Below are 24,740 nucleotides of genomic sequence, written 5' to 3' on the forward strand. Positions count from 1 at the left end.
GCTTACTCCTTGTTGCTGTCGCTGCTGGCAAATGCCTGGCGATGCAGAATAGCCGTGAACTCTTCCATAAAGTTGTCGTAATTCAGTTCCAGCTTGTTCACGCGCTGGTTCAGGCGGTTGTACGCCATAACCGCCGGAATGGCCGCAAACAGACCAATAGCCGTTGCGATCAATGCTTCGGCGATACCCGGCGCGACCATCTGCAACGTCGCCTGTTTCACCGCACCCAGTGCGATAAAGGCGTGCATGATCCCCCACACGGTACCAAACAGACCAATATAAGGGCTGATAGAACCGACAGTGCCAAGGAAAGGAATGTGGTTTTCCAGATTTTCCAGCTCGCGGTTCATTGAAATACGCATCGCGCGCGAGGCACCTTCGACAATGGCCTCCGGCGCATGACTGTTAGCGCGGTGCAAGCGAGCAAACTCTTTGAACCCGCTATAGAAGATTTGTTCCGAACCGCTCAGATTATCCCGGCGGCCCTGGCTTTCCTGATAAAGACGGGACAATTCAATGCCGGACCAGAACTTGTCTTCGAACGCTTCGGCTTCGCGCCCTGCTGCGTTGAGGATACGTGTTCTCTGGATGATGATAGCCCAGGATGCGATTGAAAAACCAATCAAAATCAACATGATAAGTTTGACCAGAAGGCTAGCCTTCAGGAACAAATCAAGGATGTTCATGTCAGTCACTGCTTAAACTCCGCGACAATAGACTTGGGAAGCGCACGAGGCTTCATTAAGAGTGGATCAACACAGACAATCAGCACTTCAGCTTCGTTCAGCACTTTGTTCTCTGCGTTGACGATCCGCTGCACGAAAACCATTGAGGTACCGCGCATTGATGTAACTTCCGTTTGGACTTCGAGCATGTCGTCGAGTCTGGCGGGTGCAAAATACTCCAGCGTCATTTTGCGTACCACGAAGGCGACGCGCTCAGCCAGCAGAGCCTGTTGGCTAAAGTGATGGTGGCGCAGCATCTCAGTGCGGGCTCTTTCATAAAAAGCAACGTAGCTGGCGTGGTAAACCATGCCACCGGCGTCGGTGTCTTCGTAGTAGACCCGAACCGGCCATCGAAACAGCGTTGTATTCACTTTACATCCCGGTAATGCAAAAAAAGTTAGAGCTTTTAAACTTCGCTACTATACGCGCGGGGAAGATGCTTTGGAATGGGTTCAAGTAAACGGAGAGTAAAAATTTATGGGCTTTTGCAAGCCCATGAGGATAGCGGATATTTCTTACTCAAAAGAAGAAAAAAAATAAACCAGCCAGTAATACCAGATCGGCAATCAGCGGGCAGAAAATCCCCTGCCAGTGAATCGCGCGTGGGCGAAAACCCACACCGTGGATCACCCCGGCGCACACTGCCCATATCAATAGCAGCCCGTGCCAGATTTCCAGTTCGCTGGTTTTGGCCGCGAATCGTGAAGGATCCCAAAAAATGCAGCCCGCCAGCAGTAATGCCATCACTAAGGAAAGGGCCCGAAACGGGCCCTTATCCATTACCGCATACAGTTTTGCGATAATGTTATCCATCAATGTTCTTCTTTCCCGGCTTTGGTCGCTTCAACGTGTTCCAGCGCCAGCGCGGTAATTACTCCAAAAGCACAGGCAAGAAGCGTTCCTAAAATCCATGCGAAATACCACATATTCTGCTCCTTACTTAGTACATAGAGTGGGTATTGCTTTCAATGTGTTCTTTGGTGATACGACCGAACATTTTCCAGTAACACCAGATGGTGTAGAGCAGAACGATCGGCACGAACACCAGCGCCACATAGGTCATCAGGTTCAACGTCATCTGAGTGGATGTCGCATCCCACATGGTCAGGCTCGCATTCAGCATCGTGCTTGACGGCATGATGAACGGGAACATCGCAATGCCCGCAGTCAGGATGATGCATGCCAGCGTCAGTGAAGAGAACACAAACGCCCAGGCGGCTTTATCCAGACGCGCAGTCAGCACCGTCAGCAGCGGCAACACAACACCCAGCGCTGGCACCAGCCACAGCACAGGTGCAGCTTTAAAGTTGGTCAGCCATGCACCAGCCTGCAACGCCACTTCTTTTTTCAGCGGGTTAGAGGCGGCATGATGATCGATGGCAGAGGTCACCACATAACCGTCAATGCCGTAAATCACCCAAACCCCAGCCAGTGCGAAGCAAACCAGCGTAACCAGTGCGGCAATCTGCGACGTTGCGCGCACACGTAAATGCAGTTCGCCCACGGTACGCATTTGCAGATAGGTTGCCCCCTGCGTCAGAATCATCGCCACGCTCACCACACCAGCCAGCAGACCAAACGGGTTCAGCAGCTGGAAGAAGTTACCGGTATAGAACAGGCGCATATCGTTATCGAGGTGGAACGGCACGCCTTGCAGCAAGTTGCCAAACGCCACGCCAATCACCAGTGGCGGCACGAAGCTACCAATGAAAATGCCCCAGTCCCACATGCCGCGCCAGCGATTGTCTTCAATCTTCGAACGGTAATCAAAACCGACCGGACGGAAGAACAATGACGCCAGTACGAGGATCATCGCCACATAGAAACCGGAGAAAGCCGCAGCGTAAACCATCGGCCAGGCGGCAAACAGCGCGCCGCCTGCGGTGATAAGCCATACCTGGTTGCCGTCCCAGTGCGGTGCAATGGAGTTAATCATCACACGGCGTTCGGTGTCGCCACGACCCAGGATGCGGGTCAACATGCCCACGCCCATGTCGAAGCCGTCGGTGACCGCAAAGCCAATCAGCAGAATGCCGACCAGCAGCCACCAGATAAAACGCAATACTTCATAATCAATCATTTGACGACTCCTGTCTTAGCGTGCCGGCTGAGAAGCCACGGTGGACTGCTCGTAGTGATAGCGACCTGTTTTCAGGCTGCTCGGCCCAAGGCGAGCAAATTTGAACATCAGGAACACTTCCGCCACCATAAACAGCGTATAGAGGCCGCAAATCAGAATCATTGAGAACAGCAGATCGCCAACGGTTAACGACGAGTTAGCGACAGCGGTCGGCAGAACCTCACCAATCGCCCATGGCTGACGACCATACTCGGCCACAAACCAGCCTGCTTCGATGGCGATCCAAGGCAGCGGAATACCGTACAGCGCCGCGCGCAGGAGCCATTTTTTCTCACCGATGCGGTTACGAATCACGGTCCAGAACGAGATACCGATAATCAGCAGCATCAGTACGCCACATGCCACCATCAGGCGGAAGGCGAAATAGAGCGGTGCAACACGGGGGATAGAATCCTTGGTTGCCTGCTGGATCTGCGCATCAGTCGCGTCAGTCACGTTCGGGGTATAGCGTTTCAGTAACAGACCATAACCGAGGTCTTTCTTCACGTTATTGAACTGATCGCGAACGGCCTGATCGGTCGTGCCGGCACGCAGTTGCTCCAGCAACTGGTACGCTTTCATACCGTTACGGATGCGTTCTTCATGCTGCACCATCAGATCTTTCAGACCAATGACCGGGGTATCTACCGAACGAGTGGCAATAATCCCCAACGCATAAGGGATCTGGATAGCGAATTTGTTTTCTTGCTTATCCTGGTCAGGAAGACCAAACAGCGTAAAGGCTGCCGGCGCTGGCTGGGTTTCCCATTCAGCTTCGATAGCGGCCAGTTTGGTTTTCTGCACGTCGCCCATTTCATAACCGGATTCGTCACCCAGTACGATAACGGACAGCACTGCCGCCATACCGAAGCTGGCTGCGATAGCAAAGGAGCGCTTAGCAAATGCGATGTCGCGACCACGCAGCAGGTAGTAGGAGCTAATACCCAGGATAAAGATGGCGCCACAGGTGTAGCCCGAAGCCACAGTGTGAACAAATTTCACCTGTGCAACCGGGTTAAGCACCAGTTCGGCAAAGCTCACCATTTCCATGCGCATGGTTTCAAAGTTGAAATCAGAGGCGACAGGGTTCTGCATCCAGCCGTTGGCGACCAGGATCCACAACGCGGACAAGTTGGAGCCAAGTGCGACCAGCCAGGTCACTGCCATATGCTGCACTTTGCCCAGACGATCCCAACCGAAGAAGAACAGACCTACAAATGTGGATTCGAGGAAGAAGGCCATCAGACCTTCAATGGCCAGCGGCGCACCGAAGATATCCCCAACATAGTGAGAATAGTAAGACCAGTTAGTCCCGAACTGGAACTCCATAGTCAGACCGGTTGCCACGCCCAGTGCGAAGTTGATACCAAACAACTTGCCCCAGAACTTGGTCATATCTTTATAAATCTGTTTGCCGGAAAGGACGTAGACCGTTTCCATAATGGCCAGCAGGAACGCCATACCGAGCGTCAGTGGCACAAACAGGAAGTGGTACATCGCGGTCAAGGCAAACTGTAAGCGCGACAGTTCGACTATATCTAACATCATGACTCCTTGCTCATCGCATGAAGACTCCGAGAGTAAACCCCAAGGTGAGGTTCACACGCATGCCCCAATACAAATTTGTTGCACCCTTTTAATCACCATCCTGAAAAGCGTGGACGATGAATGAAACAAGTTACAACCAGGTTAAGAAAAAAATCTAATTGATCTCTCGAATATATTACTCCGCAAAACCCTTACAATAAAAAGGTTTTTATTGCCTTTGTTTTACGTTTTTCGACAGTGATCAATTTATAGCGAATTTACCACTTTTCATCCAATTTGATCGGCGACAATTTAACGATTTTTGATGTTTTTTCCAAGCTTTTAAATATTGATTTAAATCAATATTATCTCGCTCTGTTAATTTTGTATATATCGTGTCTGCGCCGTAAAAATCATGTTAATGACATGTTCATTTTAACGTCATTAATGGTTATCAATAGGCGAATAAAGATAAATATTGGCGAGGTAATTTAACGTTTGTCAGAAAGGGATAATGAAACATCTCAGGTGTTATTTCATGGAATAATGAACCTTCCATTTATTCACCTTCGTGCTGATTTCACAATTATTTCACTTATTTAATTAACATACTTAACAACACGAAGTGATTATTTGAAAAAGCACACTGTCATTATCATGCAAAAAAGGCCGCTACGGGAGCGGCCAACCATGTCGAAATGGATTTTCTGCTCCCTAAAGGGAGCTATAGATTTTACTTAATAACCGATTTCAGCGCTTCGCCGATGTCCGCCAGGCTGCGAACGGTTTTCACGCCTGCGGCTTCCAGCGCAGCAAATTTCTCATCTGCCGTGCCTTTCCCCCCTGCGATGATCGCCCCTGCGTGGCCCATACGCTTGCCTTTCGGCGCGGTGACACCCGCAATGTAGCCAACAACCGGTTTGGTCACGTGATCTTTGATATACGCAGCCGCTTCTTCTTCCGCACTACCACCGATTTCACCGATCATAACGATGGCTTCCGTCTGCGGATCGTCCTGGAAGAGTTTCAGGATATCGATAAAGTTGGAGCCCGGGATCGGGTCACCGCCGATGCCGACACAGGTAGACTGGCCGAAGCCGTAATCTGTGGTCTGTTTTACCGCTTCATAGGTCAGCGTACCGGAGCGGGAAACAATGCCCACTTTCCCCGGCTGGTGAATGTGGCCTGGCATAATGCCGATTTTGCACTCGCCTGGGGTGATCACACCCGGGCAGTTCGGCCCAATCATACGTACGCCAGCTTCATCCAGTTTCACTTTCACCGTCAGCATATCCAGCGTCGGGATGCCTTCAGTAATGGTGATGATCAGTTTGATGCCCGCATCGATAGCTTCGAGGATCGAGTCTTTACAGAACGGCGCCGGAACGTAAATCACACTCGCGGTTGCGCCGGTGGCTTCAACGGCTTCGCGCACGGTGTTAAATACGGGTAACCCCAGATGCGTGGTGCCGCCTTTACCCGGCGTTACACCGCCAACCATCTGCGTACCATAAGCGATGGCCTGCTCGGAGTGGAAAGTTCCCTGGCTACCGGTGAAACCCTGGCAGATCACTTTGGTGTTCTTATCAATCAAAACAGACATTATTTCCCCTCCACTGCGGCAACAACCTGCTGTGCTGCATCCGTCAGACTTTTCGCTGCAATAATATTCAGACCACTGTCCGCCAGACGTTTTGCGCCCAGCTCAGCGTTGTTGCCTTCCAGACGCACAACGACAGGTACATTTACGCCAACCTCTTCAACCGCACCGATAATGCCGTCGGCAATCAGGTCGCAACGCACAATGCCGCCGAAAATGTTCACCAGCACCGCTTTTACGTTCTCATCAGAGAGGATGATTTTAAACGCTTCGGTAACGCGCTCTTTCGTCGCACCGCCACCCACGTCGAGGAAGTTTGCCGGTTCGCCGCCGTGCAGTTTAACGATATCCATGGTGCCCATGGCCAGGCCCGCGCCGTTAACCATGCAGCCGATGTTGCCATCCAGCGCGACGTAGTTCAGTTCCCAGTGCGCCGCCTGTGCTTCACGCGGGTCTTCCTGCGACTGGTCGCGCATTTCGCGCAGTTCCGGCTGGCGGAACAGTGCGTTGCCATCAGCACCCAGTTTGCCATCGAGGCAAATCAGGTCACCCTGTTTGGTGATAACCAACGGGTTGATTTCAATCAACGCCAGGTCGCGCTCAAGGAAAATGGTCGCCAGGCCCATGAAAATTTTGGTGAACTGCTGAACCTGTTTGCCTTCCAGACCCAGTTTGAACGCCAGCTCACGGCCCTGATACGGCATCGGACCGGTCAGCGGATCAATCGTCGTTTTGTGGATCAGGTGCGGGGTCTCTTCCGCCACTTTCTCGATTTCCACGCCACCTTCTGTTGAAGCCATGAACACCACACGACGGGAGCTACGGTCAACAACCGCACCCAGATACAGCTCTTTACCGATATCGGTCGCCGCTTCCACCAGAATCTGGTTGACCGGCTGGCCATTCGCGTCTGTTTGGTAGGTTACCAGGCGTTTACCCAGCCAGTTTTCCGCAAATGCGCGAATATCTTCTTTGCTGTTGACGACTTTTACGCCGCCCGCTTTACCACGGCCACCCGCATGGACCTGGCATTTTACAACCCAGGGGCCAGCGCCGATTTTGGAGGCCGCTTCTTCTGCTTCACGCGGGGTATTGCAGGCGTAACCAACCGGAGTCGGCAGGCCTGACCGGGCAAAAAGCTGTTTCGCCTGATACTCGTGTAAGTTCATGTGTTCTATCCATCCTTCATTTAATTTGTCACGCCGGATGACGGCTTACAAAGCAGGTGTTCGTTATAAACCCGGTGAACATGTCACCGGGCAAAGGACACTACACGTCCAGCAGCAGACGCGTTGGATCTTCCAGCAACTCTTTAATCGCCACCAGGAAGCCAACGGATTCGCGGCCATCAATCAGGCGGTGATCGTAAGAGAGCGCCAGGTACATCATTGGCAGGATTTCAACCTTGCCATCCACCGCCATCGGGCGATCTTTGATGGCATGCATGCCGAGGATTGCGCTCTGCGGCGGGTTGATAATCGGCGTAGACATCAGGGAGCCAAACACACCGCCGTTGGTAATGGTGAAGTTACCGCCAGTCAGGTCCTCAACGGTCAGTTTGCCATCGCGGCCTTTCACCGCCAGCTCTTTGATTTTCTTCTCGATGTCCGCCATACCCAGCGTATCCACATCACGCAGCACCGGCGTTACCAGGCCACGCGGCGTAGAGACCGCCATACTGACGTCGAAATAGTTGTGATACACAACATCATCGCCATCAATGGATGCGTTCACTTCCGGGTAGCGTTTCAGCGCTTCAACCACGGCTTTCACGTAGAACGACATAAAGCCCAGACGGATACCGTGACGTTTCTCGAACGCGTCACCGTACTGCTTACGCAGATCCATGATGGGTTTCATGTTGACTTCGTTAAAGGTGGTCAGCATCGCGGTGGAGTTTTTCGCTTCCAGCAGACGCTCAGCCACGCGTTTACGCAGACGGGTCATCGGCACGCGTTTTTCGGTGCGGCCAGCCAGTTGCGGTGCCGGAGCGCTGACCGGAGCAGCAGCCGGTTTACTCTCTTCTTTCTTCGCCGGGGCTTTCGCCAGATGTTTTTCCACATCTTCACGAGTGATACGGCCGCCCACGCCGGAGCCGGTGATCGCACTGGCTTCAAGGTTGTGTTCAGCCAGCAGACGACGAATGGCCGGGCTCAATGCATCATTAGTTTGCTCTTCCAGCGATGCCTGCTGGCGCTGCGCGGGGGTAGACTCTTTGGCTTCCGATTTGGCGCTGCTCTCTTTGCCAGAGCTGTTGCCTTCACGCAGGCGACCCAGGATCTGACGCGAGGTAACCGTAGTTCCCTCATCTTCCAGTACCGCATCCAGGATGCCGTCCGCCGACGCCGGTACTTCCAGTACCACTTTGTCAGTCTCGATTTCTACCAGTACTTCATCGCGTTGGACGCTATCGCCCGGTTTTTTGTGCCAGGTTGCAACAGTCGCATCAGCAACGGACTCAGGCAGGTCGGGAACAAGAATATCTACGCTACTCATTATTTATCCTTTATTTAATCGACGTTCAGCGCGTCATTTACCAGAGCTTGTTGCTGTTTCTGGTGAACGGACAGATATCCCACCGCCGGAGAGGCGGAGGCCGGGCGTCCTGCGTAGCGCAGAGCCGCCCCAAACGGAATCACTTCACGGAAATGATGCTGGCTGCAGTACCATGCGCCCTGGTTGAGCGGCTCTTCCTGGCACCAGACAAAATCATGAACGTGAGCATAAGGTTTCAGCGCTTCCTGCACCGACTGGTGCGGGAACGGGTAAAGCTGTTCGATACGGACAATCGCGACATCCTTCTGGTCATTTTTACGACGCTGTTCCAGCAGATCATAATAAACCTTACCAGAACAAAGGATAACGCGCTTCACGCCCTGCGGATCAAGATCGTCAACTTCACCAATCGCTGGCATAAAGGTGCCGTTCGCCAGTTCATCAAGCGTAGACACCGCTTGCGGATGACGCAGCAGCGATTTTGGCGACATGACCACCAGCGGACGGCGCATACCGCGCAGCGCCTGACGACGCAGCATATGGTAGACCTGCGCTGGCGTTGACGGGACGCACACCTGCATGTTCTGCTCAGCGCAAAGCTGCAAATAACGCTCCAGACGTGCGGAGGAGTGCTCAGGCCCCTGCCCTTCGTAACCGTGCGGCAGTAACATCACCAGGCCACACATACGGCCCCATTTCTGTTCGCCGGAGCTGATGAACTGGTCAATCACCACCTGCGCACCGTTAGCGAAATCGCCAAACTGCGCTTCCCAAATAGTCAGAGTACGCGGTTCCGCAGTAGCGTAGCCGTATTCAAATGCCAGTACGGCTTCTTCAGACAACACGGAATCCCAGACGCGGAACTGGCCTTGTCCATTATGAACGTGGCACAGCGGCGTATAGGTTGAACCATTAGCCTGGTTATGCACGACCGCATGACGGTGGAAGAAGGTGCCACGACCGGAGTCTTCACCCGAAATACGGATAGGAATGCCTTCATCCACGAGCGTAGCGTAAGCCAGCATCTCCGCACCGCCCCAGTCGAACAGTTTTTCACCGCTCGCCATCAACTGACGATCGTTGTAAATTTTTGCCACGCGCGGCTGCATTTCGATCGCATCCGGTACCGTGCTGATGCGTTTTGCCAGCTCCTGTAAACGCTTCATGTCTACCTTGTTCGGGTAGCTCTCATCCCACTCGTGGTTGAGATACGGCGACCAGGTAAAGGAGTGCATATTCATCGGACGCCACTCATCCACCACGCACTCGCCGGCATCCAGCTTGTCACGATAGAGGTTAACCAGCTCGGTCGCGTCTTCGAGAGTGATGGTTTTTTCCTGCTCCAGACGGTCAGCGTAGAGCTTACGCGGCGTCGGGTGTTTTTTGATTTTCTGGTACATCAACGGCTGCGTTGCACTCGGCTCATCGGCTTCGTTATGGCCATGACGGCGATAGCACACCAGATCGATAAACACATCGCGCTTGAAGGTATTACGGAAGTCGAGCGCCACGCGGGTAACGAACGCAACGGCCTCCGGATCGTCCGCGTTAACGTGGAAGATCGGTGCCTGTACCATTTTACCGATATCCGTGCAGTACGGTGTGGAGCGCGCATCCAGCGGGTTCGATGTGGTGAAACCCACCTGGTTGTTGATCACGATACGCACGGTGCCGCCCACTTCGTAGCCACGTGCTTTCGACATGTTCAGGGTTTCCTGCACCACGCCCTGCCCCGCAACGGCGGCATCACCGTGAATGGTGATCGGCAGTACTTTATTGCTGCTCGGTTCATCAAGGCGGTCGAGACGCGCGCGTACGGAGCCAATCACCACCGGGCTAACAATCTCCAGATGAGACGGGTTAAACGCCAGCGCCAGGTGAACCAGGCCGCCTTCCGTTTCCACGTCAGACGAGAAGCCCATATGGTATTTCACGTCGCCCGTACCGAGGTGTTCTTTATGTTTACCGGCAAATTCGTCGAACAGATCCTGCGGTTGCTTACCCAGTACGTTGATCAGCACGTTCAGACGGCCACGGTGCGCCATACCCAGCACCACTTCGCGCGTACCGCTATTGCCTGCATGGCGGATCATCTCTTTCAGCATCGGCACCAGCGCATCGCCGCCTTCCAGCGAGAAACGCTTCGCCCCCGGGAATTTTGCGCCCAGATAGCGTTCCAGCCCTTCCGCTGCGGTCAGCTCGCTTAAGAAACGTTTTTTCTCTTCCGCACTGAAACTGGATTTACCGGCAGCCGATTCAATACGCTGCTGGATCCAGCGTTTCTCTTCCGTGCTGGTGATGTGCATATATTCCGCGCCGATAGAACCACAATAGGTCGCTTTCAGCGCCTGGATCAGCTCGCCCAGTGGCATCGTGTCTTTGCCGATGGCAAACGAACCGACATTAAAGGTGTTTTGGAAATCGGCTTCGGTCAGATCGTGATACGCCGGGTCGAGATCGGCAACACGCTCTTGTTGCCACAATCCCAGCGGATCAAGATTGGCGTGTTGGTGACCACGGAAGCGGTATGCGTTGATCAGTTGCAGGACTTTGACCTGCTTAGCATTGGTGTCAGGGTCGGAAATAGAGGAAGAGTAACGTGAGGCATCCTTCGCCAGTTGACGGAAATAATCACGTGTTTTGGAATGGAATTGATCCGGTTTGACTCCGGTGCCTGGTAATTGCTGGAACATGGAACGCCAGTTAGCATCTACCGAGTCAGGGTCGGTTAAGAAGTCTTCATAGAGCTGTTCTATCCAGCTCTGGTTAGACCCAGAGAGGTAAGAAGAGTCCAGCCAGGCTTTCATTGCGCCGTTCTGCATCGTGATCCCTTAAGCATTGTTATGCTTACTTCGCCGTGGATAACTACGACGTACACTTCTTAGCGCACGTCCCAGGGTTCACTGCGGGCTCTTAGGTGGCCCGCGAAGGAACCTTTAAAAACTGCCCTAATCTTCGCTGTTTGGGCTGCGACTGCGTTGGCTGCCTTTGCTTACCCTGGTCACATAGTTGACTATGCTCCCAGGGATGCGCTCAGTTGCCGCCTTGTCTCGCACCAAACATCTCGATTATGTCTACTGTGGCGGTTTTTAAAGATTTCCTGCTTCTTACTCTGTCGCCAGATGACGCTGCGCTTACCAGGCCTACAAATAGCGTAGGCCGGATAAGCGTAAACGCCATCCGGCACCGTTCACTTATGCGCTGCGTTGCAACAACATCGACTTAATATGGCCGATGGCGCGCGTCGGGTTCAGCCCTTTAGGACATACACTGACGCAGTTCATGATGCTGTGGCAGCGGAATACGCTGAAAGCATCGCTCAACCCTTCCAGACGGCTATCGGTTTCGGTATCGCGGCTATCGATAAGGAAACGATAGGCAGCCAGCAAGCCTGCCGGGCCGATAAACTTATCAGGGTTCCACCAGAACGACGGACAAGACGTAGAACAGCATGCACACAGGATACACTCATACAAACCATCGAGTTTTTCACGCTGCTCCGGCGCCTGCAGATGTTCCCTCGCCGGAGGATTTTGCCCATTATTCAATAAGTAAGGCTTAATCTTCTCATATTGGGCATAGAATTGCCCCATGTCCACCACCAAATCACGGATCACCGGCAGCCCCGGCAGCGGGCGAATGACGATCTTCTGCTTGCCGTTACCCAACGCGGAAATGGGCGTGATACATGCCAGGCCGTTTTTGCCGTTCATGTTCAGACCATCGGAACCGCATACCCCTTCACGACAGGAGCGGCGGAACGACAGTGTAGGATCCTTTTCTTTCAGCTGCATTAATGCATCCAGCAGCATCATGTCACGCCCTTCTTCACCTTCCAGGGTGTAATCCTGCATGCGCGGAGCATCATCAACGTCCGGGTTATAACGATAAATTGAAAATTCGAGTTTCATTATCCTGTCTCCGCATTAATAAGTACGAATCTTCGGCGGGAACGCCGGACGCAGTTTCGGTTCCATATTGACGCTACGACGCGTCATAGACTCCGTTTCTGGCAGATACAGGGAATGACACAGCCAGTTTTCATCGTCACGATCCGGATAGTCGAAGCGGCTATGCGCGCCACGGCTCTCAGTACGGAAGTTTGCAGAGACCGCCGTTGCATACGCGGTTTCCATCAGGTTATCCAGCTCCAGGCACTCTACGCGCTGGGTATTAAACTCGGTGGAGGTATCGTCCAGACGGGCATTTTTCAAACGCTCGCGGATCACTTTCAACTGCTCCAGCCCTTTCGCCATCGCATCGCCTTCACGGAAGACCGAGAAGTTGTGCTGCATGCACTCCTGCAACGCTTTGCGAATCGTGACCGGATCTTCACCATCACGGTTGTTGTTCCAGCGGTTAAGGCGTTCCAGAGAAGCCTCAACATCAGATTCGCCCGCATCACGCAATGTGCCCTGCTCGGCGATGGATTCTTGCAAATGCAGACCCGCCGCACGACCAAATACCACCAGGTCAAGCAGTGAGTTGCCACCCAGACGGTTAGCGCCGTGTACCGATACGCAGGCGATCTCACCCACCGCGAACAGCCCCGGGATTACCACGTCTTCGCCTTTTTCATTCACCGTCAACGCCTGGCCGGTCACTTTGGTCGGAATACCGCCCATCATATAGTGGCAAGTCGGGATCACCGGGATCGGCTCTTTCACCGGATCCACATGGGCGAACGTACGCGACAGCTCCAGGATCCCCGGCAGACGCGATTCCAGCACCTCTTTACCCAGGTGATCGAGTTTCAGCTTGGCGTGCGGTCCCCACGGGCCATCGCAACCACGGCCTTCGCGGATTTCAATCATGATCGAACGTGCGACCACATCACGACCAGCAAGGTCTTTCGCGTTCGGTGCATAGCGTTCCATAAAACGCTCGCCATGTTTATTCAGCAGGTAGCCGCCTTCACCACGGCACCCTTCTGTCACCAGCACACCAGCGCCCGCGATACCGGTTGGGTGGAACTGCCACATCTCCATGTCCTGCACCGGTACGCCTGCGCGCAGCGCCATACCAACACCGTCGCCGGTGTTGATATGCGCATTGGTGGTGGACTGGTAAATACGGCCTGCGCCACCGGTCGCCAGCACTGTCGCGCGAGCTTTGAAGTAAACCACTTCACCGGTTTCGATACACAGCGCGGTACAGCCGACCACGGCGCCATCCTGGTTTTTCACCAGATCCAGCGCATACCACTCGGAAAAAATCGTCGTGTGGTTTTTGAGGTTTTGCTGATAAAGGGTATGCAGCAGCGCGTGCCCGGTACGGTCCGCAGCAGCAGCTGTGCGTGCCGCTTGTTCGCCACCGAAATTTTTCGACTGGCCGCCAAACGGGCGCTGATAAATACGGCCATCTTCAAGACGGGAGAATGGCAACCCCATATGCTCCAGCTCAAGAATCGCTTCCGGGCCGGTTTTACACATATATTCAATGGCATCCTGGTCCCCGATATAGTCGGAACCTTTTACCGTGTCATACATGTGCCATTCCCAGTTATCTTCATGGGTATTGCCCAGCGCAACGGTAATACCTCCCTGCGCGGAGACGGTGTGGGAACGGGTTGGAAAGACTTTAGAGAGCAGCGCACAGGTTTGCCCGCTCTGGGAAATTTGCAGCGCAGCACGCATACCTGCGCCACCTGCGCCAATAACAACAGCATCAAATTCTCTGACTGGCAGTTTCATTACACACCCCACACCACAACGAATCCATAAATCACGTAAGCCGCAAGTGCAACGACAATCGCCAGTTGCAGCACCAGGCGAATAGCCAGCGGTTTAACGTAGTCGGTCAACACCTGCCACATGCCAATCCAGGCATGGATCAAAATCGATAACAGTGCCAGCAGGGTGAAAACTTTGGTGAAGGCGGAGGAGAAAAACCCGGTCCAGACTTCCCATGTCAGATCGCCGGTAACGGCAAAAAAGCCGACCATGTAGATGATGTATAACGTCAGGACGATGGCGGTAGCACGGACAAGAATAAAATCATGTACGCCGTTGCGTCCTAATGCGGAGGCGTTGCTTACCATACGAGGACTCCTGCGAGAATTGAAAGCACGACAGTGATCACAAAAGAAAGGTTTGCGGAACGTTTTCCTGCTTCGAAGGTTTCTTCCAGCCAGCCAAGGTCCATTAACATGTGACGAATACCGCCGACGGCGTGATAAGCCAGCGCAGTCAGGATGCCCCAGATAATGAATTTCACAAAGAAGCTGCCCATAATGGCAGAGGCGGTCAGAAAACCTTCTTGAGATGAGAGCGACAAGCCCAGCAACCACAGCAGAATACCGACCGCCACAAAGGTAATGACGCCAGATACGCGATGGAGAATGGAAGCTATAGCCGTAACAGGAAACCGAATTGTTGCCAGATCCAGATTGACAGGTCTTTGTTTTTTCACATTTTTTATCATGAATAACGCCCACATGCTATTCTTATAGTTTCCTTCCTCCGGTCTGCGTGCGGGTCAGACAGCGTCCTTTTCTATAACTGCTCGTCATGCAAAAAATTAGCTTCCAGATGCTAAACGACAGGTTACAACGCTGGGTGGCTCGGGATTGCAGGGTATTCCGGAGACCTGGCGGCAGTATAGGTCGTTCACAAAATCATTACAATTAACCTACATATAGTTTGTTGGGTTTTATGCAGAACAGTGACGCTCATCACGATAACAACATTTTTTTAAATTTTAATCATCTGATTTGACAAAAGTTAAACATTCTTGTTACAAACTACGCCATAAAGGGCTTATAATTCGTAAAAGTTATGGGGTCTATCTTTCACCTGAGATTTAGTTATGTAACAGTGTGACGGTATTGACCGAAGTAATCAGGACAGTTATTAGTGGTATACAGGTTTGATAAATTCGGATTGCTAAGACACTGATTTGCTGTTGTTTCGCTGTATTTTCAATGTGTACTTGCACGCGCCCATCGCTCTGTACCCTGGTATCTCCTCTTTCGCAGAGCAGCGAGCTAATAACAAACGGGTAACGTTGACGCGCAGATGAATGCAGATCCGGTGACGAAGTAGTCTTAAGCAATAAGGCGCTAAGGAGACCGTAAATGGCTGATAAAAAAGCAAACATCACCTACAATGGTGACGCTGCTATTGAACTGGATGTGCTAAAAGGCACGCTCGGTCAGGATGTTATTGATATCCGTAGTCTTGGTTCAAAAGGTGTGTTCACTTTTGACCCTGGTTTTACCTCTACCGCATCATGCGAATCGAAAATCACCTTTATTGATGGTGATGAAGGCATCCTGCTGCACCGTGGTTTCCCGATTGATCAACTGGCTACCGAATCTAACTATCTCGAAGTTAGCTACATCCTGTTGTACGGTGAAAAACCGACGCAATCGCAGTTCGACGAATTTAAACTGACCGTCACCCGCCACACCATGATTCATGAACAGATTACCCGTCTGTTCCACGGCTTCCGCCGCGACTCCCATCCGATGGCAGTACTCTGTGGTGTGACCGGCGCGCTGGCGGCGTTCTATCATGACTCGCTGGATGTGAATAATCCGCGCCACCGTGAAATTGCGGCGTTCCGTCTGCTGTCCAAAATGCCTACCGTGGCGGCGATGTGTTACAAATATTCCATCGGCCAGCCCTTTATCTATCCGCGCAATGACCTCTCCTACGCTGGTAACTTCCTGCATATGATGTTTGCCACGCCGTGTGAACCTTATGAAGTGAACCCGGTGCTTGAGCGCGCGATGGACCGTATCCTGATCCTGCATGCGGATCACGAACAAAACGCCTCGACCTCCACCGTCCGTACGGCGGGTTCTTCCGGCGCTAACCCGTTCGCTTGTATCGCTGCGGGCATTGCGTCTCTGTGGGGGCCTGCGCACGGCGGCGCCAACGAAGCCGCGCTGCGGATGCTGGAAGAGATCAGCTCCGTGAAACACATTCCGGAATTCCTGCGTCGCGCCAAAGACAAGAACGACTCGTTCCGTCTGATGGGCTTCGGTCATCGCGTTTATAAAAACTATGACCCGCGCGCCACCGTAATGCGTGAAACCTGCCATGAAGTGCTGCGTGAACTGGGTACCAAAGACGATCTGCTGGAAGTGGCGATGGAGCTTGAGCATATTGCGCTCAACGATCCGTACTTTATCGAACGCAAACTCTATCCGAACGTTGACTTCTACTCCGGTATCATCCTGAAAGCGATGGGTATCCCGGCGTCGATGTTTACCGTGATCTTCGCGATGGCGCGTACCGTAGGTTGGATTGCACACTGGAATGAAATGCATGATGACGGCATCAAAATTGCCCGTCCGCGTCAGCTCTATACCGGTTACGAAAAACGCGAGTTCACCTCAGACCTGAAAAAAGGGTGATGGGATCCCGCATAAAAAAACGCGCCAACTGGCGCGTTTTTTATTGCAATTAACGCTGGCATCCCGGACACCAGTAAAACGGCCGTGACGACAAGGTCGTTTTTTCAATGACCCCACCACAACGCTCGCACGGCTCGCCCGCCCGGTGAAACACCTTAAAGCTGAATAACGCGCCGTGATGACGATTTTCATCCACCACGCCGCGCGTGTGGTATGACAGGCGCGGAATAGCCAGCAGAGTATGCGACAGAAGATCCACCTGTTCATCGGTCAGTTGCGCAGCGTTATGCTGCGGTGCCAAACCGCACTCCCAGAGGATCTCCACCCGCAGGTAATTGCCCAGCCCCGCCAGAAAAGCCTGATCGAGCAGCAAACCGGAAAACTGGCGACGGCGAAAACGCGCCGACAAAAGACGCGCTTTCACCTGCTCTGCGGTAAGCGCCATGTCGAGCACATCCGGACCGACACGCAGTAAAAACGGATGCTGCGCCAGTTGCTCCGGCGTCAGTAAGGCGATATCCGATGCGCTGTACAGCAGAATGGCGCGATCCGCCGTTTCTAACCGTACTCGCAGCACGCGATTCGTTTGCGGTATTTCTCCCGCCGCCGCCACGCGCCAGACACCATACAGCTGGTTATGGCTGTACAGCGTCAGTCCACCGGAAAAATGTGTCAACAGCGCTTTGCCACGCGTTTCAATCCGTTCGATACGCTGCCCCACCAGCCCGGCGGCACGGGTTTGCAGCGCAGGGAGCGCAAACCACGCATAGGTTAACGGTTTGCCCTGGATGGCGGCTTCAAGCGTGTCTGCCGCCCGGCGGATCTCCGGTCCTTCCGGCATAAAAACTCCTTGAATTAATGGGCAGAAATGGCGACGCCGCGCCGCGCGAATTCAGCCTGTAAACGGCGGGCAAACTGCAATGCGTGTTCACCATCGCCATGCAGACAGACGGTTTGCGCCTGCACGCGGGCATACTCGCCACTGACGCTTTTCACGCGACCGTCCAGCACCATGTCCAGGGTTTGCTCCAGCGCCTGGTCGTCATCATCAATCAATGCGCCTGGCTCACCACGCGGCACCAAACGCCCATCGCGGCGATACCCCCGGTCGGCAAACACTTCCTGCCGCGTGACGAGGTGGTAGCGCTCCCCGGCGCGGATCAGCTCGCTTCCCGCCAGCCCCACCAGCACCAACGCCGGGTCAAGATCATACACCGCACGGGCAATGGCATCTGCCAGTACGGCATCGTCCACCGCCTGGTTATACAGCATACCGTGGGGTTTAACATGGTGAAGCTGTGCCCCGCAGACGCGTACCATCGCCGCCAGCGCCCCCGTCTGGTACAGGATCTGCCCATAAACCACTTCCGGCGGGAGCTGCATCTCCGTACGACCGAAGTTCGCCCGGTCCGGGAACGAAGGGTGAGCCCCCACCGCGACACCATTACGTACGGCTTCACGCACGCAAGTCAGCATCGTCTGCGCATCCCCGGCGTGGAAACCGCAGGCAATGTTGGCGGAAGAAACCAGTTGTAACAGCGCAGCATCATTCGCACAGCCTTCCCCGAGGTCGGCATTCAGATCAATCTTCATGATTCAGCCGCCATGCCAGTTGCTCAAGATAACGATGTTGCTCACGACGTGCAGCCAGCGCTTCATCCAGCGAACACTGAACGAAATGTACCGGCTGCCCAAGGGCGATTTGCGCCAGATGGTACATATCTGCGTCGATAATGCAGGCAATGCGCGGGTAGCCGCCGGTGGTCTGCGCATCATTCATCAACACGATAGGCTGACCATTGGCTGGCACCTGCACCACACCGGGCAGCAAACCATGCGACAACAGTTCACGCTCGGTGGTGCGCACCAGCGGTTGTCCCTGCAAACGATACCCCATGCGGTTACTCTGTGGACTCAGTTGCCACGGCAAACGCCAGAACGCCTCTTGCGAGGCTTTATCAAACTCCTGATACTCCGGCCCAGGCAGTGCACGGATACGGTTGTGCCACAAAAGCTGTTTCACACCACGCGAACCCGCAAAATGCCGGGGGGGTTTGCCAATCGGCAACGTATCCCCATCACGCAGCAGCCGCCCTTCCAGCCCGCCGATGGCGGTTTTCAGATCGGTACTGCGCGAGCCCATGACGTCGGGAACGGCGAACCCACCAGCCACCGCCAGATAACTGCGCACACCGTGCAACGGTCTTTTCAGCACCAGATGCTGCCCGCGCTTCACCGCATAACGCCAACCGGTCCACACCGCCTTACCGTCTAACGTTGCCTCGCATCCCGCACCAGTCAGTGCAAACCAGCTATCGCGCCGGAATTCGACTTCACACTGCCCGAGGGTGATTTCCAGCGCGGCGTCATCCGGCGAATTCCCCACCAGCGCATTGGCTATCTGCAACGCCGGTTCATCCAGCGCCCCACAATAGCTGATACCCGCCTGGCGGAACCCGGTGCGTTTGCCGCCCTGCAACGTGGTGTAAATCCCGGAACGAATAACCTTCAACATACGCCGTCCTTAAGGGGAATAAAGCGGAGCCGATCGCCAGGACGTAACAATGTCGGCTCCGGTAAGTGCGGATTGAATAGTGCCAGATCAGTGCGCCCAATCAGGTTCCAGCCGCCGGGCGTTTCCAGCGGGTAAATGCCGGTTTGCGCGCCGCCAATCCCCACAGAACCGGCCGGCACTCGCACACGAGGATTGGCGCGACGCGGCGTCGCCAGTGCTTCCGGCATGCCGCCAAGATATGGGAATCCGGGCTGAAAACCTAAAAACCACACCACATAATCAATCGAGGCGTGCAGTTCGACTACCTGCTTTGGCGTCATCGCACAGTGTCGCGCTACCGCGTCGAGATCCGGCCCGGCCTCGCCGCCGTACAACACCGGGATCTCAACCGCGCGAGACGCTGGCTCCAGCGCGTCACTCTCTTCCCACCAGCGCTGTAAACGTTCAAGGGCATCCAGCGCCAGCACGTCGGGATCGCGCAATACCACCGTAATGTTATTCATTCCCGGAATGGCTTCCACCACATCAGGCATGTCAGCCAGACGCTGCGTCAGCCGCCAAATCCGCTTTTGCGTGGCCAGTGTAACGGGCGGTTCCAGTTCCAGCACCACCGCGGTTTCACCTAACAAATAACAACGTGCTCGCTGCACCTGCCCTCTCCTTACGCCGGGTTAGGGATATCAATAAACGTCACATCGAGAGAGGTATTTTCCGTCAACCAGTTGCTCAGTGCGCGAATACCGCCGCGTTCAGTGGCATGGTGGCCTGCCGCGTAGAAATGCAGCCCCTGCTCACGCGCGGAGTGAATGGTTTGCTCTGACACTTCGCCGGTAATAAAGGCATCCACGCCAAAACTGGCCGCTTTATCAATGAAGCCCTGCCCGCCACCGGTACACCAGGCAACGCGGGTGATTTTCTCCGGCCCGGTGTCGCCGCACCACAGTGGTTTGCGCCCAAGGCGCGCTTCGATCCACGACGCCAGTTCAAGCCCCGGCACCGGCATCGACAATTCCCCCCACGGCACAAGTTGTTCGATCTCCCCCATCACCGTGATCCCGAGCAGTTCTGCCAGTTGCACGTTATTACCCAGTTCCGGATGCGCATCGAGCGGCAAGTGCCAGCCATAGAGGTTGATGTCATTGGCCAACAGGGTTTTCAGACGTTGACGCTTCATGCCGCGAATAATGGGGGGTTCATTTTTCCAGAAGTAACCGTGGTGGACGATCACGGCATCCGCTTCCTGTCGGACAGCCTCATCCAGTAACGCCTGGCTGGCAGTCACGCCGGTAATAATTTTCTGTACGGTTTCCCGTCCTTCGACCTGTAGCCCGTTCGGGCCATAGTCGCTGAAAGCCGCACTGTTAAGCTTCTCGTTAATCAGTTTTTCCAGTTCGGTATTTTGCATCAAAGTTCCTTTACGCTTTTCGCGCGGCTTCATAGGCCGCCAGAGTCACGGTACGCGCCTGTTTATGGTCAACAATCGGACGGGGGTAATCAAGGCGACGGCCCTGTTTATCCGCCCACGCCCAGGGCTGATGCAGGGCGCTATCCGGCACCGCTTTCAACTCCGGTAGCCACTGGCGAATAAATTTCCCGGCGGCATCAAAACGCTCGCCCTGGGTGGTCGGGTTAAAGATACGAAAATAGGGTGCCGCATCCGTACCCGTTGAGGCAGCCCACTGCCAGCCGCCGTTGTTCGCCGCCAGATCGCCATCAATCAACTGTGAAATAAAATAACGCTCTCCGCGACGCCAGTCGATAAGCAAGTCTTTGACGAGGAAACTGGCGACAATCATCCGCAAACGATTATGCATCCAACCGGTGGCATTCAACTGGCGCATCGCCGCATCAACAATCGGATAACCGGTTTCCCCCTCCTGCCAGGCTTGCAGGTGCTGCGGGTTATCCTGCCACTGCACTCTGTCAGTCCAGCGAATAAAGGGACGGTACTGGCAGAGCGACGGGTGGAAAGTGATCAGGTGACGATAAAATTCGCGCCAGATCAATTCGTTCAGCCAGACCGCGCCCTTGCCCCCCTCCAGCGCCTGCGGGTGTTCCGCCAGCAAACGGTGCAGACACTGGCGCGGCGACAGCGCACCCATTGCAAGGCAGGCGGACAACCGGCTGGTGCCTTCAATCGCGGGAAAGTCGCGCTGCTGCTCATACTCCCCCGCCAGGTGCTGGCAAAAATGGCGCAGCCGGGCTATCGCGCTCTTCTCATCCGCCGGGAACAGCGTGCTGTCAAAATCCTGTTGCGGGTAGTTGAAGAGGATCGGTTCCGCGCCGATCGCCCCGCTTTGCCGTACCGATGGCGCAGCGACGCAGGCAGGTAAATCCTCTTTCAGGCGGCGCAGAAAGGCATTTTTGAACGGCGTAAACACCTTGTACATTTCGTGATTACCGGTTACTACGCTACCTGGCGCCAGCATGACGCTGTCATCAAAGCCCTGGCAGGCAATATCTGGCAGCGCCTTTTCGACGGCCGCATCCCGCTGACGTTCATTGAATTCATACTGGTAGTTGTAAAACAGATGCGTGACATTTTCGCTGGCGCAAACCGCAACAACTTCCTGCACGCTGGCAGCAAAATCATCCACTTCGCGATAAATCAGTTCAATGCCCTTGTCTGCCAGCGCCTGACGAAGCGCGTTCAGATGTGCATTGAGGTATGCCGCCTGGCGCGGCGCCATATGATGCTGCCGCCACTGCCCGGGGGTGGCGATAAAAAGGGCTTTAACAGCGGCTTGAGGGTTGCGGCAGGCGGCCGCAAGCGCAAGGTTATCATGTACGCGTAAATCCGCGCGAAACCAGACCAGATGGGTGGTCATAATGCTCCAGGTGTCCGTAATGTAAGCGCAGCGCCTCTGGCCTGGGGGTCAAAACAGCGTTGCCCGGCCAGATACACGTCGGGAAATGTTGTTCTATTGTGTTTGAGGAGTGTCACCGGCGCAAGCCGCGGTTGCGTCGCCGAAAGCGGAATAAAAAAACCACCGCATTAGCGGTGGCGCGATCGGTTTGCTGTGTGTAATCGATGATGTCGTTGCTGTGTATTACCGATCAGTAGAAATCGCAGGTCGCTTTTTCGGCCTGCGCCATCCATACCGGTTTGTCGCTGGTTTTTGCCCAGACGCGGTGCAGATAGCTGTAAAAACGTGCGCGATCTTTCCAGAACACCATCACCGGTAATGCCAGTACGCCTGCCACAATGGCGAAAGCGCGACGCATTAACACAATATGTGCCGGAAATTCTTTGAATGTGTTCATAATCTCTCCCCTTTGTCAGGCCGGTAACGCTCACCGGAAAAATATTCACCGCCGCTGAAAGCCAATAACGAAAAATCAGGGCTGCGCTGGAATCTGGTTAAAATAGTACCGGGTTGTTGGTAATTTTACTACTCATCCGACCACTTTTTTTTGCCAATAATCGCTTTATTTACATTCATCCGGTAACTAAGTTACAAAATGGTTAAATTAATACTAACCATCAGTTAAATTGTGGCTTAGCAGATCTTTATATTTTTTTTACACCCCTCCCGCCGATTTTTGCGAAATCTTTGCGCCAAAAAATCTACTTTTTCTGCACATCCTTAAATCACCCCGGAGGTGAATTGTGAGTGCAGGCGTGGTAATCGGCATCGTGCTGGTTTTCCTGTTATTGGGCTATCTGGTTTACGCCCTGATTAACGCGGAGGCTTTCTGATGGCAGGCCAGGCGTTTCTTCTGATCGCCAGCTTTTTGCTGGTGCTGTTTCTTCTCGCGCGTCCGCTGGGAACGCTGCTGGCGAAAATGATCGCCGGTCAGTCGTTACCCGGCGTTGCGGTGGTGGAAAATATCCTCTGGCGTGGACTCGGGATCGATACCCGGGAAATGAGCTGGCGGCGTTATTTGCTCGCCATATTGCTGCTGAACATCTTTGGGCTGGTATTGCTGTTTCTGCTGCTGATGCTGCAAGGCATCCTGCCGTTGAACCCGCAAAACCTGCCGGGACTCTCCTGGCATCTGGCGCTCAATACCGCGGTCAGTTTTGTCTCTAACACCAACTGGCAATCCTATGCCGGTGAAAGCACCCTGAGTTATTTCAGCCAGATGGTCGGGCTGACGGTGCAAAACTTCCTCTCTGCCGCAACCGGTATTGCCGTTGCGTTTGCGCTGATCCGCGCCTTTTCACGGCGCAGTATGGAAACGCTGGGCAACGCCTGGGTGGATATCACACGCATTACGTTGTGGGTACTGCTGCCGTTGTCGCTGATCATCGCGCTGTTTTTTATTCAACAAGGTACGTTGCAAAACGTTTTAGCCTACCAGCCCTACACCTCGCTGGAAGGCGTGCAGCATCTGTTGCCGATGGGCCCGGTCGCCTCGCAAGAAGCGATCAAAATGCTCGGTACCAACGGCGGTGGCTTCTTTAATGCCAACTCCGCCCATCCGTTTGAGAACCCCACGGCCCTGACCAACGTCGTACAGATGCTGGCGATCTTCCTGATCCCGGCGGCGCTGTGCTTTGCGTTTGGCGATGCGGTCGGCGATCGTCGCCAGGGCCACGCCCTGCTATGGGCGATGTCGCTGATCTTCGTGGTGTGCGCCGCACTCGTGATGTGGGCAGAACTGCAAGGTAACCCACACTTCCTGACGCTTGGCAGCGACAGCGCCATCAATATGGAAGGTAAAGAGAGCCGCTTCGGCATTCTGGTCAGCAGTCTCTATGCGGTCGTCACCACGGCGGCATCCTGCGGTGCGGTCAACGCCATGCATGACTCCTTTACCGCGCTGGGCGGCATGATCCCGATGTGGTTAATGCAGATTGGCGAAGTGGTGTTTGGCGGCGTGGGTGCCGGGTTATACGGCATGCTGCTGTTTGTCCTGCTGGCGGTATTTATTGCCGGGCTGATGATTGGCCGCACGCCGGAATACCTCGGCAAAAAAATCGACGTGCGGGAAATGAAAATGACCGCGCTGGCCATCCTTGTCACTCCTGCTCTGGTGCTGATCGGTACGGCGCTGGCGATGATGACCGATGCCGGGCGCAGCGGCATGTTCAACCCGGGGATCCACGGTTTCAGCGAAGTGCTGTATGCCGTCTCCTCCGCCGCCAATAACAACGGCAGCGCCTTTGCAGGCTTGAGCGCTAACACCCCGTTCTGGAACTGTCTGCTGGCATTCTGCATGTTCTTTGGTCGCTTTGGGGTGATCGTGCCGGTAATGGCGATTGCCGGGTCGCTGGTGGCGAAGAAAATTCAGCCCGCCAGCACCGGTACGCTGCCGACGTACGGCGCGCTGTTCATCGGCCTGCTGATTGGCACCATTTTGCTGGTTGGCGCATTGACCTTTATTCCTGCCCTGGCGCTTGGTCCGGTGGCGGAATACCTCTTATTTTGAGACAGGCGGAGACGCGTGAT

25 protein-coding genes and 1 pseudogene are annotated in these 24,740 nt (G+C 54.3%); 4 read left to right on the forward strand and 22 right to left on the reverse strand.

What is annotated here, in order from left to right:
• Positions 1 to 2 precede the first annotated feature (2 nt).
• The 14 genes from tolQ to sdhC form a co-directional block, all read right to left on the reverse strand.
• Complete coding sequence (tolQ, locus tag O9K67_RS17150; RefSeq protein ID WP_088237114.1) at positions 3 to 695, reverse strand: Tol-Pal system protein TolQ; 693 nt, start codon at positions 693 to 695, stop codon at positions 3 to 5.
• Positions 692 to 1,096: a tol-pal system-associated acyl-CoA thioesterase gene (gene ybgC / locus O9K67_RS17155; protein WP_061494499.1), complete on the reverse strand. Its 405-nt coding sequence runs from the start codon at positions 1,094 to 1,096 to the stop codon at positions 692 to 694. The genes tolQ and ybgC overlap by 4 nt, the downstream gene beginning before the upstream one ends.
• Before the next feature lie 148 nt (positions 1,097 to 1,244).
• Positions 1,245 to 1,538 carry a cyd operon protein YbgE gene (gene ybgE, locus O9K67_RS17160; RefSeq protein WP_061494498.1) on the reverse strand — a complete coding sequence of 98 codons (294 nt, stop codon included), beginning with the start codon at positions 1,536 to 1,538 and terminating at the stop codon, positions 1,245 to 1,247.
• Positions 1,538 to 1,651, reverse strand: coding sequence for a cytochrome bd-I oxidase subunit CydX (cydX, locus tag O9K67_RS17165; RefSeq protein WP_004100325.1), 114 nt, complete (start codon positions 1,649 to 1,651; stop codon positions 1,538 to 1,540). Before cydX ends, ybgE begins: the two co-directional genes overlap by 1 nt.
• Positions 1,652 to 1,665: 14 nt before the next feature.
• A complete protein-coding gene (cydB, locus tag O9K67_RS17170) occupies positions 1,666 to 2,805 on the reverse strand; it encodes a cytochrome d ubiquinol oxidase subunit II (RefSeq protein ID WP_061494497.1) in 1,140 nt (379 codons plus the stop codon).
• 15 nt (positions 2,806 to 2,820) lie between these two features.
• The gene (cydA, locus tag O9K67_RS17175; protein ID WP_061494496.1) at positions 2,821 to 4,389 is read right to left on the reverse strand and encodes a cytochrome ubiquinol oxidase subunit I; all 1,569 of its coding nucleotides are present in this window, start codon (positions 4,387 to 4,389) and stop codon (positions 2,821 to 2,823) included.
• Positions 4,390 to 5,104: 715 nt separating this feature from the next.
• Positions 5,105 to 5,974 carry a succinate--CoA ligase subunit alpha gene (gene sucD / locus O9K67_RS17180; RefSeq protein WP_061494495.1) on the reverse strand — a complete coding sequence of 290 codons (870 nt, stop codon included), beginning with the start codon at positions 5,972 to 5,974 and terminating at the stop codon, positions 5,105 to 5,107.
• Entirely contained in the window at positions 5,974 to 7,140 is a 1,167-nt protein-coding gene (gene sucC / locus O9K67_RS17185; RefSeq protein ID WP_061494494.1) for an ADP-forming succinate--CoA ligase subunit beta, read from the reverse strand. The genes sucD and sucC overlap by 1 nt, the downstream gene beginning before the upstream one ends.
• 100 nt (positions 7,141 to 7,240) lie before the next feature.
• A complete protein-coding gene (gene odhB / locus O9K67_RS17190) occupies positions 7,241 to 8,467 on the reverse strand; it encodes a 2-oxoglutarate dehydrogenase complex dihydrolipoyllysine-residue succinyltransferase (RefSeq protein WP_061494493.1) in 1,227 nt (408 codons plus the stop codon).
• Between the two features lie 14 nt (positions 8,468 to 8,481).
• The gene (gene sucA, locus O9K67_RS17195) at positions 8,482 to 11,289 is read right to left on the reverse strand and encodes a 2-oxoglutarate dehydrogenase E1 component (protein WP_061494492.1); all 2,808 of its coding nucleotides are present in this window, start codon (positions 11,287 to 11,289) and stop codon (positions 8,482 to 8,484) included.
• Between the two features lie 372 nt (positions 11,290 to 11,661).
• Complete coding sequence (sdhB, locus tag O9K67_RS17200) at positions 11,662 to 12,378, reverse strand: succinate dehydrogenase iron-sulfur subunit SdhB (protein ID WP_061494491.1); 717 nt, start codon at positions 12,376 to 12,378, stop codon at positions 11,662 to 11,664.
• 15 nt (positions 12,379 to 12,393) lie between these two features.
• On the reverse strand, positions 12,394 to 14,160 hold the full coding sequence (gene sdhA / locus O9K67_RS17205; protein WP_061494490.1) for a succinate dehydrogenase flavoprotein subunit: 1,767 nt from the start codon (positions 14,158 to 14,160) through the stop codon (positions 12,394 to 12,396).
• Entirely contained in the window at positions 14,160 to 14,507 is a 348-nt protein-coding gene (sdhD, locus tag O9K67_RS17210) for a succinate dehydrogenase membrane anchor subunit (protein WP_061494489.1), read from the reverse strand. The genes sdhA and sdhD overlap by 1 nt, the downstream gene beginning before the upstream one ends.
• Positions 14,501 to 14,905, reverse strand: a complete 405-nt coding sequence (sdhC, locus tag O9K67_RS17215) for a succinate dehydrogenase cytochrome b556 subunit (RefSeq protein WP_061494488.1) — start codon at positions 14,903 to 14,905, stop codon at positions 14,501 to 14,503. The genes sdhD and sdhC overlap by 7 nt, the downstream gene beginning before the upstream one ends.
• A 379-nt stretch (positions 14,906 to 15,284) precedes the next feature.
• Here sdhC and O9K67_RS24840 point away from each other — a divergent pair, with 379 nt between their 5' ends.
• A complete protein-coding gene (locus O9K67_RS24840) occupies positions 15,285 to 15,338 on the forward strand; it encodes a hypothetical protein (protein WP_456298818.1) in 54 nt (17 codons plus the stop codon).
• A 204-nt stretch (positions 15,339 to 15,542) separates the two neighbouring features.
• The gene (locus O9K67_RS17220) at positions 15,543 to 16,829 is read left to right on the forward strand and encodes a citrate synthase (RefSeq protein ID WP_061494487.1); all 1,287 of its coding nucleotides are present in this window, start codon (positions 15,543 to 15,545) and stop codon (positions 16,827 to 16,829) included.
• Between the two features lie 49 nt (positions 16,830 to 16,878).
• Here O9K67_RS17220 and nei read toward each other — a convergent pair whose 3' ends face one another.
• The 8 genes and pseudogenes from nei to O9K67_RS17260 all read right to left on the reverse strand — a co-directional run bounded on the left by nei (position 16,879) and on the right by O9K67_RS17260 (position 22,608).
• Positions 16,879 to 17,670 carry an endonuclease VIII gene (nei, locus tag O9K67_RS17225; RefSeq protein WP_061494486.1) on the reverse strand — a complete coding sequence of 264 codons (792 nt, stop codon included), beginning with the start codon at positions 17,668 to 17,670 and terminating at the stop codon, positions 16,879 to 16,881.
• Between the two features lie 14 nt (positions 17,671 to 17,684).
• Positions 17,685 to 18,422 carry a 5-oxoprolinase subunit PxpA gene (pxpA, locus tag O9K67_RS17230; RefSeq protein ID WP_061494485.1) on the reverse strand — a complete coding sequence of 246 codons (738 nt, stop codon included), beginning with the start codon at positions 18,420 to 18,422 and terminating at the stop codon, positions 17,685 to 17,687.
• On the reverse strand, positions 18,412 to 19,344 hold the full coding sequence (pxpC, locus tag O9K67_RS17235; RefSeq protein WP_061494484.1) for a 5-oxoprolinase subunit PxpC: 933 nt from the start codon (positions 19,342 to 19,344) through the stop codon (positions 18,412 to 18,414). The genes pxpA and pxpC overlap by 11 nt, the downstream gene beginning before the upstream one ends.
• The gene (pxpB, locus tag O9K67_RS17240; RefSeq protein WP_061494483.1) at positions 19,338 to 19,994 is read right to left on the reverse strand and encodes a 5-oxoprolinase subunit PxpB; all 657 of its coding nucleotides are present in this window, start codon (positions 19,992 to 19,994) and stop codon (positions 19,338 to 19,340) included. The genes pxpC and pxpB overlap by 7 nt, the downstream gene beginning before the upstream one ends.
• Before the next feature lie 11 nt (positions 19,995 to 20,005).
• A complete protein-coding gene (locus tag O9K67_RS17245) occupies positions 20,006 to 20,749 on the reverse strand; it encodes a type 2 GTP cyclohydrolase I (protein ID WP_061494482.1) in 744 nt (247 codons plus the stop codon).
• 10 nt (positions 20,750 to 20,759) lie between these two features.
• Positions 20,760 to 22,172, reverse strand: coding sequence for a deoxyribodipyrimidine photo-lyase (gene phrB, locus O9K67_RS17250; RefSeq protein WP_061494481.1), 1,413 nt, complete (start codon positions 22,170 to 22,172; stop codon positions 20,760 to 20,762).
• Positions 22,126 to 22,309: pseudogene (locus O9K67_RS17255) on the reverse strand (hypothetical protein); the annotation flags it as partial. The gene phrB and the pseudogene O9K67_RS17255, both read right to left, overlap by 47 nt.
• 92 nt (positions 22,310 to 22,401) lie before the next feature.
• Complete coding sequence (locus O9K67_RS17260) at positions 22,402 to 22,608, reverse strand: YbfA family protein (protein ID WP_061494480.1); 207 nt, start codon at positions 22,606 to 22,608, stop codon at positions 22,402 to 22,404.
• Between the two features lie 346 nt (positions 22,609 to 22,954).
• Between O9K67_RS17260 and kdpF the strand changes: the two genes are divergently transcribed.
• Both kdpF and kdpA read left to right on the forward strand, forming a co-directional pair.
• Positions 22,955 to 23,044 (forward strand): K(+)-transporting ATPase subunit F, encoded by a 90-nt coding sequence (kdpF, locus tag O9K67_RS17265; RefSeq protein WP_020457044.1) that lies wholly within the window; start codon positions 22,955 to 22,957, stop codon positions 23,042 to 23,044.
• Complete coding sequence (gene kdpA / locus O9K67_RS17270) at positions 23,044 to 24,720, forward strand: potassium-transporting ATPase subunit KdpA (protein ID WP_061494479.1); 1,677 nt, start codon at positions 23,044 to 23,046, stop codon at positions 24,718 to 24,720. The genes kdpF and kdpA overlap by 1 nt, the downstream gene beginning before the upstream one ends.
• Positions 24,721 to 24,740 lie beyond the last annotated feature (20 nt).

It is taken from the genome of Kosakonia oryzendophytica (genome assembly GCF_027886705.1).
In the GTDB taxonomy this organism is placed as follows: domain Bacteria; phylum Pseudomonadota; class Gammaproteobacteria; order Enterobacterales; family Enterobacteriaceae; genus Kosakonia; species Kosakonia oryzendophytica.

What these genes read in the sequence shown, in the direction of transcription:
- ybgE (WP_061494498.1), bottom strand. Translation starts at nt 1,538, where the DNA reads ATGGATAACATTATCGCAAAACTGTATGCGGTAATGGATAAGGGCCCG.
- cydX (WP_004100325.1), bottom strand. Translation starts at nt 1,651, where the DNA reads ATGTGGTATTTCGCATGGATTTTAGGAACGCTTCTTGCCTGTGCTTTT.
- cydB (WP_061494497.1), bottom strand. Translation starts at nt 2,805, where the DNA reads ATGATTGATTATGAAGTATTGCGTTTTATCTGGTGGCTGCTGGTCGGC.
- cydA (WP_061494496.1), bottom strand. Translation starts at nt 4,389, where the DNA reads ATGTTAGATATAGTCGAACTGTCGCGCTTACAGTTTGCCTTGACCGCG.
- sucD (WP_061494495.1), bottom strand. Translation starts at nt 5,974, where the DNA reads ATGTCTGTTTTGATTGATAAGAACACCAAAGTGATCTGCCAGGGTTTC.
- sucC (WP_061494494.1), bottom strand. Translation starts at nt 7,140, where the DNA reads ATGAACTTACACGAGTATCAGGCGAAACAGCTTTTTGCCCGGTCAGGC.
- odhB (WP_061494493.1), bottom strand. Translation starts at nt 8,467, where the DNA reads ATGAGTAGCGTAGATATTCTTGTTCCCGACCTGCCTGAGTCCGTTGCT.
- sucA (WP_061494492.1), bottom strand. Translation starts at nt 11,289, where the DNA reads ATGCAGAACGGCGCAATGAAAGCCTGGCTGGACTCTTCTTACCTCTCT.
- sdhB (WP_061494491.1), bottom strand. Translation starts at nt 12,378, where the DNA reads ATGAAACTCGAATTTTCAATTTATCGTTATAACCCGGACGTTGATGAT.
- sdhA (WP_061494490.1), bottom strand. Translation starts at nt 14,160, where the DNA reads ATGAAACTGCCAGTCAGAGAATTTGATGCTGTTGTTATTGGCGCAGGT.
- sdhD (WP_061494489.1), bottom strand. Translation starts at nt 14,507, where the DNA reads ATGGTAAGCAACGCCTCCGCATTAGGACGCAACGGCGTACATGATTTT.
- sdhC (WP_061494488.1), bottom strand. Translation starts at nt 14,905, where the DNA reads ATGTGGGCGTTATTCATGATAAAAAATGTGAAAAAACAAAGACCTGTC.
- O9K67_RS17220 (WP_061494487.1), top strand. Translation starts at nt 15,543, where the DNA reads ATGGCTGATAAAAAAGCAAACATCACCTACAATGGTGACGCTGCTATT.
- nei (WP_061494486.1), bottom strand. Translation starts at nt 17,670, where the DNA reads ATGCCGGAAGGACCGGAGATCCGCCGGGCGGCAGACACGCTTGAAGCC.
- pxpA (WP_061494485.1), bottom strand. Translation starts at nt 18,422, where the DNA reads ATGAAGATTGATCTGAATGCCGACCTCGGGGAAGGCTGTGCGAATGAT.
- pxpC (WP_061494484.1), bottom strand. Translation starts at nt 19,344, where the DNA reads ATGTTGAAGGTTATTCGTTCCGGGATTTACACCACGTTGCAGGGCGGC.
- O9K67_RS17245 (WP_061494482.1), bottom strand. Translation starts at nt 20,749, where the DNA reads ATGCAAAATACCGAACTGGAAAAACTGATTAACGAGAAGCTTAACAGT.
- phrB (WP_061494481.1), bottom strand. Translation starts at nt 22,172, where the DNA reads ATGACCACCCATCTGGTCTGGTTTCGCGCGGATTTACGCGTACATGAT.
- O9K67_RS17260 (WP_061494480.1), bottom strand. Translation starts at nt 22,608, where the DNA reads ATGAACACATTCAAAGAATTTCCGGCACATATTGTGTTAATGCGTCGC.
- kdpA (WP_061494479.1), top strand. Translation starts at nt 23,044, where the DNA reads ATGGCAGGCCAGGCGTTTCTTCTGATCGCCAGCTTTTTGCTGGTGCTG.